The organism is Paenibacillus sp. sgz302190 (assembly GCF_059820445.1).
In genome coordinates this window covers 250,405-266,908 of the sequence record NZ_JBZYAO010000007.1, presented here as the reverse complement: position 1 = coordinate 266,908, position 16,504 = coordinate 250,405, and the positions used below count along the sequence as shown (strand labels likewise).

General features: G+C 53.4%; 15 protein-coding genes. 6 read left to right on the top strand and 9 right to left on the bottom strand.

The window, feature by feature from the left end:
* From AC6RNO_RS11380 to AC6RNO_RS11370, 3 genes are all read right to left on the bottom strand, one after another.
* A partial coding sequence (locus tag AC6RNO_RS11380; RefSeq protein ID WP_497105513.1) for a DEAD/DEAH box helicase occupies nt 1-1,126 on the bottom strand: 1,126 nt, incomplete at its 3' end.
* Nucleotides 1,127-1,359: 233 nt separating this feature from the next.
* The gene (locus AC6RNO_RS11375; protein ID WP_474686115.1) at nt 1,360-1,941 is read right to left on the bottom strand and encodes an RNA polymerase sigma factor; all 582 of its coding nucleotides are present in this window, start codon (nt 1,939-1,941) and stop codon (nt 1,360-1,362) included.
* 140 nt (nt 1,942-2,081) lie between these two features.
* On the bottom strand, nt 2,082-2,906 hold the full coding sequence (locus AC6RNO_RS11370; RefSeq protein WP_497105512.1) for a prolyl oligopeptidase family serine peptidase: 825 nt from the start codon (nt 2,904-2,906) through the stop codon (nt 2,082-2,084).
* 94 nt (nt 2,907-3,000) lie between these two features.
* Between AC6RNO_RS11370 and AC6RNO_RS11365 the strand changes: the two genes are divergently transcribed.
* Nucleotides 3,001-3,267 carry a DUF2573 family protein gene (locus tag AC6RNO_RS11365; RefSeq protein ID WP_474686111.1) on the top strand — a complete coding sequence of 89 codons (267 nt, stop codon included), beginning with the start codon at nt 3,001-3,003 and terminating at the stop codon, nt 3,265-3,267.
* Nucleotides 3,268-3,319: 52 nt separating this feature from the next.
* Here the strand turns inward: AC6RNO_RS11365 and AC6RNO_RS11360 are convergent, their stop codons facing one another.
* From AC6RNO_RS11360 to AC6RNO_RS11350, 3 genes are all read right to left on the bottom strand, one after another.
* Nucleotides 3,320-4,096: an SDR family NAD(P)-dependent oxidoreductase gene (locus AC6RNO_RS11360; protein ID WP_497105511.1), complete on the bottom strand. Its 777-nt coding sequence runs from the start codon at nt 4,094-4,096 to the stop codon at nt 3,320-3,322.
* 105 nt (nt 4,097-4,201) lie between these two features.
* The gene (locus AC6RNO_RS11355; RefSeq protein WP_474686107.1) at nt 4,202-4,660 is read right to left on the bottom strand and encodes a chemotaxis protein CheX; all 459 of its coding nucleotides are present in this window, start codon (nt 4,658-4,660) and stop codon (nt 4,202-4,204) included.
* Between the two features lie 299 nt (nt 4,661-4,959).
* Nucleotides 4,960-6,531 carry an FAD-dependent oxidoreductase gene (locus AC6RNO_RS11350; protein WP_497105510.1) on the bottom strand — a complete coding sequence of 524 codons (1,572 nt, stop codon included), beginning with the start codon at nt 6,529-6,531 and terminating at the stop codon, nt 4,960-4,962.
* 213 nt (nt 6,532-6,744) lie between these two features.
* Between AC6RNO_RS11350 and AC6RNO_RS11345 the strand changes: the two genes are divergently transcribed.
* Nucleotides 6,745-8,448 (top strand): PAS domain-containing sensor histidine kinase, encoded by a 1,704-nt coding sequence (locus AC6RNO_RS11345; RefSeq protein ID WP_474686103.1) that lies wholly within the window; start codon nt 6,745-6,747, stop codon nt 8,446-8,448.
* Nucleotides 8,449-8,470: 22 nt separating this feature from the next.
* Nucleotides 8,471-9,313, top strand: coding sequence for a TIGR01457 family HAD-type hydrolase (locus tag AC6RNO_RS11340; protein WP_497105509.1), 843 nt, complete (start codon nt 8,471-8,473; stop codon nt 9,311-9,313).
* Nucleotides 9,314-10,053: 740 nt separating this feature from the next.
* On the opposite strand, the gene AC6RNO_RS11335 is transcribed toward AC6RNO_RS11340, so the two are convergent.
* Nucleotides 10,054-10,632 carry a helix-turn-helix transcriptional regulator gene (locus tag AC6RNO_RS11335; RefSeq protein ID WP_497105508.1) on the bottom strand — a complete coding sequence of 193 codons (579 nt, stop codon included), beginning with the start codon at nt 10,630-10,632 and terminating at the stop codon, nt 10,054-10,056.
* Between the two features lie 12 nt (nt 10,633-10,644).
* Nucleotides 10,645-12,168: a DHA2 family efflux MFS transporter permease subunit gene (locus AC6RNO_RS11330; RefSeq protein WP_497105507.1), complete on the bottom strand. Its 1,524-nt coding sequence runs from the start codon at nt 12,166-12,168 to the stop codon at nt 10,645-10,647.
* Between the two features lie 369 nt (nt 12,169-12,537).
* Between AC6RNO_RS11330 and AC6RNO_RS11325 the strand changes: the two genes are divergently transcribed.
* The 3 genes from AC6RNO_RS11325 (at nt 12,538) to AC6RNO_RS11315 (ending at nt 15,590) form a co-directional block, all read left to right on the top strand.
* A complete protein-coding gene (locus AC6RNO_RS11325) occupies nt 12,538-13,440 on the top strand; it encodes a LysR family transcriptional regulator (RefSeq protein ID WP_474686092.1) in 903 nt (300 codons plus the stop codon).
* Nucleotides 13,441-13,469: 29 nt separating this feature from the next.
* The gene (locus AC6RNO_RS11320; protein ID WP_497105506.1) at nt 13,470-14,276 is read left to right on the top strand and encodes a histidinol-phosphatase HisJ family protein; all 807 of its coding nucleotides are present in this window, start codon (nt 13,470-13,472) and stop codon (nt 14,274-14,276) included.
* Between the two features lie 495 nt (nt 14,277-14,771).
* Nucleotides 14,772-15,590 carry an ADP-ribosylglycohydrolase family protein gene (locus tag AC6RNO_RS11315; protein WP_497105505.1) on the top strand — a complete coding sequence of 273 codons (819 nt, stop codon included), beginning with the start codon at nt 14,772-14,774 and terminating at the stop codon, nt 15,588-15,590.
* A gap of 200 nt (nt 15,591-15,790) precedes the next feature.
* Here the strand turns inward: AC6RNO_RS11315 and AC6RNO_RS11310 are convergent, their stop codons facing one another.
* Nucleotides 15,791-16,423: a hypothetical protein gene (locus tag AC6RNO_RS11310; RefSeq protein ID WP_497105504.1), complete on the bottom strand. Its 633-nt coding sequence runs from the start codon at nt 16,421-16,423 to the stop codon at nt 15,791-15,793.
* Between the last annotated feature and the right edge of the window lie 81 nt (nt 16,424-16,504).

Here is a 16,504-nt window from a genome sequence, read left to right as displayed (position 1 = left end):
CGACGATCCGGCCCTCGTACATCGCCTTCGGCACGATATCGATGCCGAGCTGCTTTTCAAACTTGCCGAGGATGAACTGCTCCTTCGGCGTCACGATCGAAATGGCCGTTCCCTTGCGGCCCATCCGGCCTGTCCGGCCGACCCGGTGCAGGTAATACTCCGCATTGGTCGCCGGGTCCAGATGGAAGACGTGCGTGACGCCTTCGATGTCAAGGCCCCGCGCCGCGATGTCCGTAGCAAGCAGCAGCTGAAACTTGCGGTCGCGAAAAGCGTGCATCGTTTTCGCACGTTCCTGTTTGCTTGCTTCGCCGTACAAAGCTTCGATCGAAAGCCCGACATACTGCAGCTTCTGCACCACTTCGGCGATATCGGCAGTCGCGTTGACAAAAACGATCGCTGAAGGCGGATTAATGAGCCGCACCAGCCTGCGGAGCGTATCGATTTTGTCCCTTTCCTCGCATACGAAATAAAGATGCTCCAGCGTTTCCGCCGTGCGCTGCCCCGGATTTATTTTGAGAACGGCCGGTTCCTTCATCCACTTGCCGGCGGCGTCCATGATGCTGTCCGGTATCGTCGCCGATACGAATACGGTTTGGCTCGTCCGCAGCATCCCTTTCAAAATCGCTTCCACTTCGTTCATCGCGCCCAATTCGAATACTTGGTCCACTTCGTCGACAATGGCCAACTGCACATGGTGCAAGCTCAGCTTGCGCATTTTGACAAGCTCAAGAATACGCCCGGGCGTACCTACCGCAATGTGCGGATGAAGCTTCAGCTTCTCCACTTGCCGGGCTAACGCGGCTCCGCCGATCAACGACTGCGAGCGGATCGGTTCCCCGTCGGTCAGCTTCTCGATCCACTGGACGATCTGCATGCCAAGCTCGCGGGTCGGCACGACAACGAGCACCTGCAGCTGCTTGACCCGGACATCGATCCGCTGAAGCGCCGGCAGCAAATAAGCCAGCGTTTTGCCTGTGCCGGTCTGCGACTGGATGATCGCATCTTTTCCTTGCGAGAGCACGGGGATCGCTTCCTCCTGGATCGAAGTCGGCTGTTTGATCCCCATCTCCGCCAATTTATGTACGTAAGATTGCCCGATTTGCAGGCCATCAAAGCTTGTAGTCACATCAATTCCTCATTTCCTTCACCTTTTCACCAATTATAAGCGACCCTTCAAACGGATACAAATGAGATAAACTTCTATCGAGGTCTTTTCGAAGATGTGAGGACCGCGTTCAGAGGTAGGTTTATTCGCCAATAAGAATGCTGTTCTACGCCCTTTAGCGCTGTAAAGAACTTTAAACATTCTTATGTGGTTTAAAAAAAGTGCGCGCTCAAGCCGGCCGGGCTCCCGGGCTTTTACTCGTTCGGAGTGCCCCAGTCTTCGGCCAGCTTTTGCCGGATAGCTTCCCTCGCCCTGAATAACCGCTGGCGGACAACGCCTTCGGTTACGCCAAGCTCCTCAGCCATATCCTTGTACGACAAGTTATGTATCCATTTCATCGCAATAATTTGCCTATAGGAAGGACTCAGTTGATTGATGTACGTAATAATCGCTTCCCTCATAAATCTCAGCTCGACTTCCTTCTCGAGCGGAACGGTCGGTTCGGCTCCCGGAGCCGCTTCCTTGCCGGCAATGATGAGTTCGGCCTCAAGCTCCTCGCGATTGCGCTTATGCCTTTTCACATGGTTAAGCGTCACGTTGCGGGCCAGCTTCCTCAGCCAGCTCTCGTACTTATCCCGCTCTTTCAAGGTCGGCGATTTGCGCACAGCCCGTAAAAAAGATTCCTGGATAATGTCTTCAACGCTTGAATGATCGCGCATAATAAAATAAATCATCGGATAGACCAGCATATAAAATTCTTGATAGACTTGCTCCTGTATGCCCTTATCCAAAGTATAAAAATCACTAGTGAAAATCAGCTTCAAATACTTCGACATAAAAGCCTCCCAGCATGACCCGACCCTCGACATCCTCTCTTCCTATTTATATTAGGGCATAAACAGATAGTAAACAATATTAAACATAAAAAAAGTGGAATATACTTCCTTTTGTTGCATTGTTGTCAAAGATTTAGGGCTCATTTCGCGGCCTCCGCCTCCGCCAGCTTCTTATTCAGCCAGGCAAATACCGCATGCAGCGCCTGCTCCTCGCGGTCCCGCGGAAAGCGGTGCTCCAGTCCGTCGTAAAGCTCCATCGTATATGTTTTGCCTGCCTGCTCAAGGGCTGTCGCGAGTTTTCTCGCCTGGTCCACGCTAACCTGCTTGTCTTCGGTGCCGTGCAAAATAAAAACGGGCGTCCGCACCTGCTCCGTCCAATGAACGGGCGAGCGCTCCCGGTAGGCTTCCGGGTTTTTGACCGGATGCCCGACCACCCGTTTCAGCATTCTGCGCAAATCCACCCGCTCCTCATACGTTTGAAACAAGTCGCTCACGCCTCCCCATACGACGACCGGTCCGACACCGTCGCATTCTTTGGCCGCCCGCAGCGCCATCAACGCGCCTCTGGAAAAACCGATCAAAGGCACGGGCCCCGGCTTTACTTCGGCCAAGGATTGCACCATAGGGATGGCATGAAACAGGTCAAACCGGTCTTCGCCGCCGAAATCCTCCCGCCCTTCCCCTCCTACGTTCCCTCTATAAAAAGGGGCGAAAACGACGTACCCCCGCTGCGCCATGGAGACGATTCTTCTTTTGCGGACCATGCCGACCCGTCTGATGCCGCCTCGGCAGTAAATAACGGCCGGTCTGGGCTCTTCGCCTTCCGGCACGGCCAAATAGCCCTTGACTTTGAGCCCTTGGCTGCCGTACGTAATCAAGTACAGCTTCACTTGTTTGGCATGACAGCGAAGCTCCTGCCTCTCCAGCAGTTGGCCGTCGCGAACCGCGGTTTCCGATATGGACATGATGGCCCTCCTATTTTTGACAGTAGTGCGGGGTTGCGCTAGACTTAAACTGAATCGATCTTTATATTTATCATCCACCGAAAGGCTAAAACGTATGAATACACAATTGGAAAAGGAATTTGACGCATTGATGGAAAAAGCGGCCGAGCTCCTGACAGGCGATACGTCCCCGGAAATGATCGCCAAAATAAAAATTTGGGCGATGTACAGCCACATCCACAAATCGCTTCCGGCGCTGACCTCGCACTGGAACCAAACCCACCCGGAAAGCAAGGCGGCGATGCGCGGCATTTTCGAGGAGATTCGCAGCCTGAACCAGGCGCTGAAAGCAGCCGGCCCGAACGGCGAGGGTTCAAAATAGGGACGCATCCGGTCGCTTAAAGGGCTTGGCAGCGGGCAAATCTGGAGCGCGTCTATTTTTTGTTCAGCAGCGAGGCTGAAATTTTGTCGAACGCGCGGGGGAACAGGTTGAACAGCTTGACGCCGACTCCCGCGACGAACGGCAAATTTTTTTCCGGTATGTTTTTCTCGATGGCGCGGATCAGCTCGTGCACGACTTTTTCCGGCTTCAGCATGAACCAGGACACATTTTTCACATAATTGCCGGTCGGATCGGCTCTGTCAAAAAATGGCGTAGCGATAGGGCCGGGATTGATCGTCGTCAGCGATACGCCGCTGCCTGCCAGCTCCTGGCGAAGGCTGTTGGAAAAGCCGATCACCGCATGCTTCGTCGCCGAATAGCCGGTGGATTTGGCCGTGCCGACTTTGCCCGCCATCGATGCAATATTTACAATATGGCCCGAGCGCGCCTGCAGCATATGAGGCAAAACAGCCTTGGTACAGCGCACGATGCCCAAATAATTCACGTTCATCATGTCTTCGAAATGCTCCAACGGCGCGTCCGCAAACGTCTCGAAAAGGCCGTATCCCGCGTTGTTGATCAATATATCAATCCGCCCGAACTTGCCGATGATGTCCCGGACCGTTTCGTTCACTTGCTGCGTATCCGTCACATCGAGCGGGTAGACCGCGCTCTCCCCCGGCAGGCCGGCGGCAATCCGTTCGAGTTTGTCCCTGCTTCGGGCCGTCAGAACCGGGATAGCTCCTTTGGCGGAAAACTGCTGCGCCATGACCTCGCCGATCCCGCTGGACGCTCCGGTAATAAGAACGATTTTGTTCGCAATGTTCAAAGGCGCTTGCTCCTTATTTGTAAAATAATAAAAAAATGGAGAACCGCGGCATGCAGCACTCCATTTCATTGTATCATATGTTCCTGCAAAACTGCTTGCCGTTCCTTATGTAATGAGGACTTGAATATCCAGCTCGCCGATGCTCTCCATGATAAGAGGAATCGTTAACGCTTTTTTGGGCACAAAGCCTGCTGCGGTTACGGATTGAATGAGCTTCGGCGGGGTAATGTCGACGCGAACTCCCTGGTTGAACAGCATCGTGCTGGCGTTGCCGCTGATCATATTGCCCAGCTCCGATATGGCGCTCTTGCCCATTTCGTCCATTTCGGTAATGACGAACCCGCCCATCATGGCGGAAACCATCTTGAGCGCGACTTCTTCGGCAATCCCGAATACGATGTCGCCCTCCATTTGCCCGGTCATACCGATCTGAATCCAAATGTAATTTTCCACAAATTTGACGTCTTTGACGCCGAGCTGCCCTGTTGTAGGACGAATGTTGGCAACTTGCTCGATGACGATTCTAGCCGATTCTAAAAAGGGGGTAATATACTCAGCCTTCATCTGCTCCGGTCTCCTTCGTGAACATGATCCCTCGACGTTTTTCTACATTATACCTAAATTTTTAGGACAAGTATACTGCTTTTGTTCACAAAATAGTGCAAATTGCTTACGACCGCATGCCGACCATTTTCCCGGAGCCGTTCATCGCTTTCCGCTTGCTCAACGGCCTGAAGCCTGGCCGGAGGCCAGGCTCGTGCGTTCTTTCGCCAATTTCGGTGCGCCGTGCATCCGTTCCGCCCGTCCCGGTTTCACTCGCTATCAAGCGCAGCGTATGGGACGGGACGGTCCCGATCCTGCGGTTATACCGGTCCGATTTTGGGCCAGGCCAGTTCGATCCCTCTGGCTGTCAGCAGCGACTGCAGCCCTTCCAGCTTCGTTTTGTCACTGCGGACTTGACTGGGCGTATAGCCGTTATCCAGGCAGTAGGCAGCCGTATATCCGGCCGATTCGCCTATATTCCACTCCACGGGATGAAGCCTGTAGCATCCGTTCGTAATATGCGTCGTGCCGATGTTTTTGCATGCGGCCAGCAAATTGTTCACCCTTCTAGGAATGAGACTGCCGAGCGGAATTTGGAACGGGACGGACGAAATATCGAGGAAGTTGCGTCCGCTCATGCTCGGATGCAGATCGATCCGGTAGCAGCCGATCCCGACGCTGTCGTCGAACGGCACGGCGCCAAGCTCGCCGCGAACCGCCGTGCTCACGTGCTGCTCCAGCACCGTAAACTCCGCTTTAATCCGCCGCGATTCGCGGATGTACGGAGCCTGCGCCATCCCGTCTTCGGTGCCGACCACATCGGGTCGCAGCCTCAATCCGGGATAACCGGCTTTGCCGTCCGGACGCGGCGCTTCGGTCTGCAGCCAGTACAGCAGCGAATAGCTGAGCTGCTTCGCTTCCTCAAGATGCTTCTGTTTCTTCTCCTTCGAAACGTCATAGATGTTGCCCAGGAAGTAATCGTTCTGCGCCCAGTTCACCAAAGTGATATCCGACAGGTAAGTTCCCGGAACAAAATTGTTTTTATCCGTTATTCGGCGGTAGATGAACAGCGGGTATTTGTCCGTGCCCGGGAACAACGTTTCCTCCGTCGGCTCCAAGGTTTTAGGATCGGGCGATACCCAGTTAAGCTGAGGGTTCGGCCAAAAGTCGGCCCGGAACGATCGCCAGAAGTTATAGTCCTTGGGCTTCTCAATCGTATGGTTTTCGCCTTCGAAATAATCCATCGCAAAACAATAGGTAAACGCTTGAATATCGTGCGGATCGGCCTCTCCGTCCAGTGCGTGAGGTTCTCCCGTCTGGCTTTTGGACTCCGCTCCCGTGACATATTCCACTCCGGCAAGCGGAAGCACATCTCCGCATTCCGTCGCATCAAGGAAATACGAGGCGTGGATCGTCAGCTTGTCGCCGCAGTCGTTTTTGACAGTGACCGCGCGGATTTGATCGGAATCGGTTTCGGCTTTGACGATTCTAGAGCGGGTTTGAATGGTTAGCAAACCGCTGTTCATATAAGGAATTAACATCAGCTGCAACACCGCCAGCATGACGCGGGGCTCGGCGCAAAGCCGGCTCACCCCTCCGTTGCCGGGGTTCAGATACACGGCCGAACGGCCATAATCGGATAGCGGAAAATATTGTCGATAATAGCTCCTCACATGCTCCCGGAACAAGCGATAGCTTCGGGTGCACCCGAACTGCTCGATCCACTTATGCTCATCGGGCGGCACGGCCTGGCTCGTCAACTGACCGCCGATCCAATTGTATTCCTCCGTCAGACATACTCTCTTCCCCATGCTGCAAGCGGCCAGAGCCGCCGCACAGCCGCCTACGCCACCGCCAATAACCGCTATGTCCGCATGTATTTCACTGTGCATCTCAAAATCCTCCTTATCCCATTTATGGTTATTTTCACCTCATTTTACTAGACGCTAGAGGTTCGTTGAAAGTTGCGAAAAGGCTGAAATTCAAAACGCACCGGGCGAGCGGCCGACAAGGTGCAAGCTTCAGAAAATGTTGGCAAAATGTATGATTTTCTGTCGAATCCTGATACAATTATGGTAGAAAATCCCTCAAGGAGATGAGAGTCTATGACCGCTAACCAGAATGGGCCGAATCAGCATTGGACTTTATTCCGAATAGCTCTCGTATATCATCTGGCCGCTTTTTTCCTTCTGCTTGTAGACTTGTTTTTCCTGCATCGCATCCCCTATTTGCAGGATTTCCGCTTTGCGGGAATCGCCATTGACATATTTTTCATATGCCTGATCGCCGGTCTCGCGTATTATTGTCTCATGCATTTGAAGTCGGAAGACCGCATCATGAAAGAACAAGCCCAGAGGTACAAGTCCCTGTACGACAACCACCCCGATTCGATCATTTCCTTTAGCCTGGACGGCGAAGTGCTCTCCGTCAATCACGGACTCGAAAGCTTGATCGGCCATGATACCGGCAGTGCGCGCCGCACCTCCTTCATTCCTATGATCAACCCGCCGGATCTGCTCAAGGCGCTGCATCACTTTCAAGTAGCTTCCGCCGGAATGCCCCAGCATTTCGAAGCCGCTTTTATCCATCAAAAGGGATATCCGGTCCAGTCGAACGTCACGTTCGTTCCTACCAAGGTGGACGGCAAGATCACAGGGGTTTACGCGATTCTTAAAGATTTGACGGAAGTCAAGGAACAGAAAAAAGAAATCGACAAGCTGCACCGGCAAAACCAGCTCATTCTGAACTCCGTCTCGGAAGGCATTTACGGTGTCGATACGGGCGGGCGAACGATATTTTGGAATAAAGCCGCAGAAGCGATGACAGGCTGGAGAGTCGATGAAATGCTCGGGCGCAAAATCCAGAACGTAATGCGGCCCAGGCCCTCCTCCGACAATACCTCCGGTTCGGACGAAGAATCTTCTTTGCTCTGCTCGCTTTTGAATCAGGAGGTCAGCGTAGTGAAGGAGGAGCAGTTCTGGCGCAAGGACGGGTCGGGTTTCCCTGTCGAATATATGTGCAGTCCGATTCTCGAAGGGGACGGGCAGCTGCTTGGGACGGTCATAACATTTAAAGACGTTACCGAGCAAAAGAAAACCGAGGAGCTTCTTTTCAAATCCGACAAGCTCTCGGCGGTCGGACAGCTGGCCGCAGGCGTCGCGCACGAAATCCGCAACCCGCTCACGGCATTGAAGGGCTTTTTGCAGCTGATGAAAACGGACAACCCCAAGGAAAAATATTACATTGAAATTATGCAAAAAGAGCTGCAGCGCATCGAGTTTATCGTCAACGAATTTCTTTTTGTTTCCAAGCCTCAAGCGATCCAATTCGAAGCCCGCGGCCTCGATTCCATCGTGCTGAGCACGATCGAACTGCTGCAGCCGCAGGCGCTGCTCAATAATATTCAGATTGAAGCGGACCTGTCGTCCGGCTTGCCGCTCGTTTCGTGCGACGAGCATCAGTTGAAGCAGGTGTTCATCAATATTTTAAAAAATGCGCTCGAAGCGATGTCGCTTGGGGGCACGATGCGCATACAGGCGTTTCCGGCGGATGACCGCAAAACGCTGTGCATCCGTTTTATCGACCACGGCTGCGGCATTGCTCCGGAACGGCTGCCCAAGCTGGGGGAACCTTTTTACAGCACGAAAGAAAAAGGGACCGGGCTCGGGCTCATGGTTTGCTATCGCATTATCGAGGCGCATGGAGGTACAATGAAAATACGCAGCAAGCTTGGGGAAGGAACGACGGTGGAAATCACCCTGCCTTCCATGCAAGACGATGCATTTCCGGCGCAGGCAAGCGTCGGCTGACGGAAGGGAGCGCATTTGCAGCATGAACGGATTTTTGATCGATTTGGACGGAACTTTATACCGGGGGCATGAGCCGATTCCTCATGCTCAAGCTTTTATCGGGCTGCTTCAAAGCAAAGGACTGCCTTATTTGCTAGTCACGAACAATTCCTCCCGCACGCCGCAGCAGGTGGCCGACCATTTGCGGGAGTTCGGCATCGAAGTGCCGGCGGAAGCCGTCTACACGTCCTCGCAGGCGGCGGCGCAGTATATGGCGGAGCGCCGGGCCGGGCGGCGCGTCCATATGATCGGCGAAGCCGGGCTGCGCACAGCCCTGGAGGCGGCCGGCTTCATCCTGGACGCGGACACGCCGGACTACGTCGTCCAGGGCATTGACCGCAGCTTCAGCTACGCGAAGCTGACGGAAGCGGTACGCCACCTGAGCAGAGGCGCGGCGTACGTATTGACCAATCCCGACCACCTGCTGCCGTCGGACGGAGGGTTGATGCCGGGCGCCGGCTCGCTGGCGGCGGCGATTCGCACCGCGTCCGGCGCGGAGCCGACCGTGATCGGTAAGCCTTCGCCGATCATTATGGCGTACGCCATCGCGCTGTTGGGGCTGCCGGCAGGCGACGTGTGGGTCATCGGCGACAATGCGGCGACCGACATCCGTGGCGGAGCGGTGGCCGGATGCCGCACGGCTCTCGTGCTGACCGGCGTCGCCAACGCCGGCAACGTGCAGGAGCAGCTGGCGCTGGCGGGCGTCACGCCGGACCTCGTCTGCGAAGATCTGCGCGCCTTCGCGCTGAGCGTTATCGCCGGCAGTGCGGAGGCAGATTTTGCTGCGGGACCATCCGGCGGAAGCTCCGCGATAGCACGCGATTGAATCGCGCACGGGGGCTTCCCGCGCGGTCATTGCAGGCCCGGGCGCGCCCGGCGGGACAGCGTTCGGCCGCTCCCTGCGCGGTGCGGGGAACGGCCGAACGGCTCGCCGGCTGGAGCCGGCGCATTGACAGCAACGCTGCTTGCAGAAGTCAGACTGTCCGGGAAAGACACGATGCTCTGTTGTTAGGGCAGCTCTCAGTGGGGCGCCCTAATTGGGGGCCAGCCATCTTAAAGCGGCATGGCGAGCTGAAAACCTGCAAAAGTGCAGGCTTTTTTGCGGGAAGCAGTTTGTTTGGCGGAAAAGCCTGCGATTGTGCAGGAATTTTCCATTAAAATGAGCCTAAGCTCATATGTGAGCTGAAAAACCTGCACTTTTGCAGGAATATCTCGTTACCAGCGAATCAACGAGCAAAAAACTGCACTTTTGCAGGTTTTGCGGACCGGCATGCTGCTTTTTGCGGGTTGCCATCTGCCAGGGCAGGGGTTGCAGACCGGCATGCTACTTTTTGCGGGTTGCCATCCATCTGCCAGCCCGCTTGGCGAATGGCTGCGCAGGCTTGTGCCTTGCCAGCGCTGATCCAAGCGCGTTCGCACAGTGGTCGGCCGACCGCCGTCATGCAGTGCAGCAACGCATACTGGAAGCTGCGCGGGGGTACGGGAACACGAAAGGACCTCAAATTCCACTGCCAAGTGGAGAATGAGGTCCTTTCTTTAAGTTAGGACGGCCCAGTTTGGGCCCGTTCAATCGATCGTTTCCCACTCTATATTCAGCGGGCTTCCTATTTCCTGCAAGCGGCCTGCCTTCGCGTCGGCCTGCAGCCGCTGCAGCCATTTCAGCTCGGTCTGGGCCCGGCTGTAGCCGCCAATCATCATATGCAGTACGACGCGCGGAACGCTGGAGATGTGCTCCTCGTACAAGCTTTTCATCTTCAGCATGAGCGCTTTTTGATCCAAAATTTTGTACTCCAAAATTTCGGCGATTTTATCCTGATTGCCATAGACGGAAAAAGGCAGAGCGATATACAGCGGATGGTCGAAACGAATCTCCTCGTGGAACTGCTCCAGCAGCAGCTTTTGAAAAAAACTTTTCCCCGACTCGGTGATCCGGTAGATCGTCTTTTCGGGACGATTCGTATCCCGTACTACTTTCAGAGCCTCGACATGCCTGTCCTTCTTGAGCTGGTCGATGGCATAGTACAGCGATCCGTCCTGCAGCTTCATATAATTGTTCATGCCTCTTTCTTTCATCGTCTGCCTGATTTCGTAAGGGTGGCGGTCCTTCTCCATCAGCAAACCGAGAATGACAAGCTTTATCGACATGGCAATCACCTCCTAGTGGCCGGAAGGCACGCTGCCTTTAACCGGAGCTTTGCCCACTTCAAGTTTGGCGCTGCCCATTAGCAAAATAAAAATAAGCCCGAGCACAGCCAAAATGATCGTAATTTGGAACACGGTCGCGATAGAATCGGCAAGCGCGGCAAGCAATTTGTGCAAAACGTCCGGAGGAATTTGCGATCTCACCTGCGGCTGCAGCAGCGCTCTGGCATCGTGGAATTGATTGGCCATGGCCGGATTCGGCACGGCTGCCTTGATTTTTTCCGTTAGCGAATTCACCTGCACGCTTCCGAACACCGCTACCCCGATGGCCGAACCGACCGAGCGGAAAAAACCGACCAGCGATGTGACGGAGCCCCGGCGGCGGAAGTCGATTTTGTGCAGAGCGGACATCGATATGACCGGAAAATTGGCGCCCAGCCCAAGTCCGAGCAGCACCATATAAATCGTCAGCGTCCAGCGCTTGGATTCGATGGAAATCCCGCCCAAAAGCGACGTGGCGATGATGACTACGGCGATGGAAACCAGCAGGACGTTGCGGTATGAAAAGTTGCCGATAAAGCGGCCGCCCAAGGCGCTGCTGGCGACAACTCCCAGCATCATCGGCGTCAATACGGAGCCTGAGCTTGTAGCCGAGCCTTCAAAGACGCCTTGGATGAAAATCGGAATATAAGTGCCTGCGGAGATCAGAATAGCCCCGTAAGCAAAGCTGGCTCCCATACTGGAGGTGAACAGCCGGTTTTTAAACAAATCGAGCGGCACAATCGGCTCCGAAGCGGCTTTTTCCACTGCGATAAACAGTAATAGTAAAACGGCAAAGCCTGCAAAAAGGCTTACGATTTGCCAGGAGCCCCAAGCGTATTCTTTGCCGCCGAGTTCCAGAGCGAACATCAGCGAAAGTATGGCCGCGGTCAGCAAAATAGTGCCGCCCCAATCGATTTTCGGCTTGCTGTGTTCCACCGACTCGTGGTACGAGAAAATAATGAGCACCAGCGAAATAACGCCAAGCGGCAAATTGATATAAAAGATCCACTGCCACGTCACGTAATCCGTAAAATAAGCGCCTATAACCGGCCCCAGCACGCTGGAGATGCCGAATACGGCGCCGAACAGCCCCTGCATTTTCCCGCGCTTCTCGGGCGGAAAAATATCGAAAATAATCGCAAACGCGATCGGCATCAGCGCCCCGCCGCCGATTCCCTGAATGGCGCGATATACGATCAATTGAGTCATCGAAGCGGAAGTTCCGCAAAGCGCGGAACCGATCATAAACACGACGATTCCGATGAGGAAAAACAATTTGCGCCCGTACATATCGGACAATTTGCCAAAGATCGGCATGGCTGCTACATTGGCGATCAAATAGGCCGAAAATACCCATACGAATTGCTCGAAGCCGCCCAGCTTCGAAACGATGGTAGGCATGGCCGTTGAAACGATCGTCTGGTCGAGGGAAGCCAGCAACAGTCCCAGCAGCAGCCCCACGACGACCCAGGTAGTATTCGACTTGCGTTCTGACATGCTTACCAGCTCCTTCTTTACCACATAAGAATGTTTAAGTTCTTTACAGCGCTAAAGCGCGTAGAACAGCATTCTTATTGGCGAATAAACCTACCTCTGAACGCGGTCGCTCATCTTCGAAAAGACCTCGATAGAGGTTTATCTCATGTACGTCATTATATACATAAATTATTATATTCAAATTTGAATAACTTGCAACGAAAATTGACACTCTTAATATTTTGTTAATCCCCAATATTCCCCTATCCCATACAGAAGCATTGCCGACACATCGCTCATGACTTATAATGAGGTTAGAAAAGGTTTTTATTCCCTTTACAATTTCGATAAATTTTATTTGTATCCTAACATGAAGAAGGAGGTGTGCGCATGAATATGAACCAGTTGGAAACGCTGCTCACTATCTCCAAAACGATGAGTTTTCGGAAAGCCGGAGAAATTCTTAACTTGACGCAACCCGCCGTATCCGCGCAGATCAAAAGCCTTGAAGATGAATTCGGCACCGTGTTGATCGACCGCAACCAGCCCGTAACCTTGACCGACAGCGGCAAACTGTTCCTTGAACACGCCGAAAAAATATTGCGGATCGCAGGCGACCTGAAGCAGCGTTTGGCCGACCTCAACCAGACCCCTCAAGGCCATATTCATATCGGCACAACGACTTCGATCGCCATGCAAATTCTTCCCCGGGTGCTGTCTTACTTCCAGGATCAGTTTCCGCTCATCAAAACGACGATTCATTCCACGACTTCTTCGCAAATTATGAACAGCGTGGAAAATGGCCAGATTGATATCGGGATCACTTATTTGTTTGAAAAAAATCAGTCTTTGGAGACGTCCGTGCTTTACTATGACACGTTCGAACTGATCGTTTCTTCCCAGCACCCGCTCAGCCGTTTCTCTCATTTATCGATCGAAAAGCTGCGCAACATTCCGTTTATCATGCTTTCGCCGGAAACGGCCGGACGCCGGTTTGTCGATCAGGTTTTCAAATCGTACGACGTTTCTCCCCATATTGTAATGGAGCTGTCCAGCAGCGAAGAAGTGAAACGAATGGTCGAATTGAACCTCGGCGTCGCGATCATCTCCAAACTTTCGGTCACCGACGAGCTTCGCCACGGCACATTGAAAATGCTCAAGGTCAATGAACTGGATATTACGCACCCCGTAGGTGTAGTATATAAATCAGGTCGTTATTTAAGCTCTGCCATGCAGCAGTTTTTACGGGATTTGAAAGGCATGCCGGAAACGCAGTTTCTCGGCTCGGAATAAGGATTACGCTTATGAGGAGGGGGAGCCCCATGAAATTTGATCTACATACGCACCACGATCGCTGCGGTCATGCGCAGGGTGAAATTCGGGATTATATTGAAGCGGCCATCGCAGGAGGTTTGTCGGTGATCGGAATTTCCGACCATTCTCCCTATTTCGGCAGTCCGGAAGATCATGCACAGCCGCAAATCGCTATGGCCAAAAGCGAATTCCCCCGCTATATCGAGGAAGTGCTGCAGCTGAAACAGGAATATGCCGGACGAATCGATGTTCTGCTCGGCGTGGAATCGGACTTCTTTCCCGAACATGCCGAAACGTACAAGAAGGAATATGCGAAATATCCGTTCGATTACATTATCGGATCCGTGCATTTGTCCGGCGGGGTGAGCATCTTCAACCGCAACCGCTGGAAAGGATTGAACGAACAGAAGAAAATCGAGCACAAAGAGGAATACTACCGCCTCATTCAGGAATCCGCCCGCGCCGGAATGTTCCACATTCTCGGACATATCGATGCGATGAAGGGATTCTATCCCGCTTTTTCCGACATTGCGACGCCTAAAGTCAATGAAACGCTGCAAGTGATCGGCGAATGCGGCGTTGCGATTGAGATCAACACGTCAGGCAAAACCAAAGACGTAGGCGGCTGGTACCCGTCCGACGAAATCCTCGAACGTGCGCTCCATTACGGCGTCGAAGTAACGTTCGGCTCCGATGCCCACATCCCGAGCCGCGTCGGCGATGAGTGGGAGCTCGTGCAAGCCAAGCTGAAGGAAATCGGCTTTAAACATTGGGTATATTTTAAAGAGCAGCAGAAGCAGGTCGTTCAGTTGTAGCCATTTGCGAAAGCATGGATGGCAAAGGCTTACCTCTGGCAAAAGCCTGCCTCGCGCTTCGCAGGCGAAAATCGCCCTCTATTGTGGTCTTTTGGGCCAGGTAGAGGGCGATTGCTATTTGCCGCATCCCGCGGGGCGGTTACGCGGCGTGCGGCGGGGCGGCCCGGGCGCGGCAAGCCGGACGGCACTGCGGCAGGGGCCTAGCGGTACCTTAGCAAGCAGGGTCGACGCGGCCAGGGGCGTGGAGGTATCTCGGCAAGCGGCGGTTCCGCAGCAAGCTGGGTGGCCGGCCCTGCGGGCGCGAGGCTGGCTCCAAAAGCGTGCGAATCCCGCGCTTGCGTTGCTGCGCTGCATGGCGGCATTCCCCCCCATTTGGGGCAGCCCTAATCCGGTAATGCAAGTTCAGGTTGCTTGGCTGTTTTAGATGAAGACGGGCTTGTCCATTTCCAAGTATGTGCCGTGGTGGATTGAGTTGGACTTTGGTTGAGGTGAGTTATGTTAGGTGCGGTCATCGGAGATGTAATTGGATCTGTTTTTGAATGGCATAACACCAAAACTACGGACTTTAAACTATATGACAGGTTTACGAGATTTACCGATGATACTGTTTTAACAGTAGCCATAGCCGACGCTGTCCTTAGCAGGAAAAAGCATCCAGTTAAGCTTGTAGATTATTGGGCAAGCAAAAAGCTGTATGCAAATAAACTGCGGCAGTACGCAAGATGGTATCCTCATGTCGGGTATGGTCAAAAGTTTGAAGAGTGGTCTGCAAGCAACCGTTCCAAACCGTACGGAAGCTATGGAAACGGGTCGGCAATGAGGGTGAGTCCGATTGGATTTGCTTCGAGCACACTGGAAGAAGCATTGATCGAGTCCAGGCGCTCAGCCATTGTAACCCACAATCACAGACACGGTATCATTGGCGCTCAAGCAGCGGCCTGTGCCGTATTTTTGGCGAAAAACAACAAATCGAAAAGTGAAATTCAATCGTTCATCCAACGTAGATTCAAATACAATTTGGAACAAAAGCTGGACGACATCCGGCCTCACTACTCTTTTGATCCAAGCTGTCAGGGCTCTGTCCCGCAAGCGATAATTGCTTTTTTGGAATCGGTCGACTTTGAAGATGCGATCAGAAAAGCTATATCCATCGGCGGGGACAGCGACACGATAGCGTGCATTACCGGCGGCATTGCGCATGCCTACTACAAGAAAATACCGCATGATATGATATCGGAAGTAATGCTTAAACTCGATCTCAAACTAAGACAAATAATCGGACAGTTCCATGACAAGTACAACATTCCGGTATAGCAGGAGTACAGGCTTCGCCTCTTCGGTAGCAACTAGTGATTTTTATCGCGTATAGTTGGGGAGAAAAGATTTCAAGACGGCACAAGCGCAGACGTTTTGCGAAGCGGCCGGGTGCCCGCAAAACTGCAAAAGTGCAGGCTTTTGCACCGGAAACGGTTCGTTTGAAGGAAAAGCCTGCATTTGTGCAGGAATTTCCGCTCTTAGCGGGGTTGAGATTGAATTTGGGCGAAAAATACTGCAGATTTGCAGGAATTTTTCCCGGCAAGCGGTTTTAGGTGCAAAAAGATGTACTTTTGCAGGTTTTTGCGCATGATGCCGTCCCGCGACGCGCTTGCGAAGCGGCCGGGTGCCCGCAAAACTGCAAAAGTGCAGGCTTTTGCGCCGGAAACGGTTCGTTTGGAGGAAAAGCCTGCATTTGTGCAGGAATCCGCTCTTGGTGGGGTTGAGATTGAATTTGGGCGAAAAAAACTGCAAATTTGCAGGAATTTTTCCCGGCAAGCGGTTTTAGGTGCAAAAAGATGTACTTTTGCAGGTTTTTGCGCATGATGCCGTCCCGCGGCGCGCTTGCGAGGCGGCCGGGTGCCCGCAAAACTGCAAAAGTGCAGGCTTTTGCGCCGGAAACGGTTCGTTTGGAGGAAAAGCCTGCATTGTGCAGGAATTTCCGCTCTTGGTGGGGTTGAGATTGAATTTGGGCGAAAAAAACTGCGAATTTGCAGGAATTTTTCCCGGCAAGCGGTTTTAGGTGCAAAAAGATGTACTTTTGCAGGTTTTTGCGCGCGGTGCTGTCCCGCGGCGCGCTTGCGAAGCGGCCGGGCGGGTTTGCCGCCCAGCAAGCGTGCAGAGCAGCTGCGCCTTCAGCCGCGGCGGCTGCTCGCATGCTGCAGCTCCGCCCTCGGCTGCGGCGCGCGTGCAGC

What these genes read in the sequence shown, in the direction of transcription:
- AC6RNO_RS11375 (WP_474686115.1), bottom strand. Translation starts at nt 1,941, where the DNA reads ATGTCGAAGTATTTGAAGCTGATTTTCACTAGTGATTTTTATACTTTG.
- AC6RNO_RS11370 (WP_497105512.1), bottom strand. Translation starts at nt 2,906, where the DNA reads ATGTCCATATCGGAAACCGCGGTTCGCGACGGCCAACTGCTGGAGAGG.
- AC6RNO_RS11365 (WP_474686111.1), top strand. Translation starts at nt 3,001, where the DNA reads ATGAATACACAATTGGAAAAGGAATTTGACGCATTGATGGAAAAAGCG.
- AC6RNO_RS11355 (WP_474686107.1), bottom strand. Translation starts at nt 4,660, where the DNA reads ATGAAGGCTGAGTATATTACCCCCTTTTTAGAATCGGCTAGAATCGTC.
- AC6RNO_RS11350 (WP_497105510.1), bottom strand. Translation starts at nt 6,531, where the DNA reads ATGCACAGTGAAATACATGCGGACATAGCGGTTATTGGCGGTGGCGTA.
- AC6RNO_RS11345 (WP_474686103.1), top strand. Translation starts at nt 6,745, where the DNA reads ATGACCGCTAACCAGAATGGGCCGAATCAGCATTGGACTTTATTCCGA.
- AC6RNO_RS11340 (WP_497105509.1), top strand. Translation starts at nt 8,471, where the DNA reads ATGAACGGATTTTTGATCGATTTGGACGGAACTTTATACCGGGGGCAT.
- AC6RNO_RS11335 (WP_497105508.1), bottom strand. Translation starts at nt 10,632, where the DNA reads ATGTCGATAAAGCTTGTCATTCTCGGTTTGCTGATGGAGAAGGACCGC.
- AC6RNO_RS11330 (WP_497105507.1), bottom strand. Translation starts at nt 12,168, where the DNA reads ATGTCAGAACGCAAGTCGAATACTACCTGGGTCGTCGTGGGGCTGCTG.
- AC6RNO_RS11325 (WP_474686092.1), top strand. Translation starts at nt 12,538, where the DNA reads ATGAATATGAACCAGTTGGAAACGCTGCTCACTATCTCCAAAACGATG.
- AC6RNO_RS11320 (WP_497105506.1), top strand. Translation starts at nt 13,470, where the DNA reads ATGAAATTTGATCTACATACGCACCACGATCGCTGCGGTCATGCGCAG.
- AC6RNO_RS11315 (WP_497105505.1), top strand. Translation starts at nt 14,772, where the DNA reads ATGTTAGGTGCGGTCATCGGAGATGTAATTGGATCTGTTTTTGAATGG.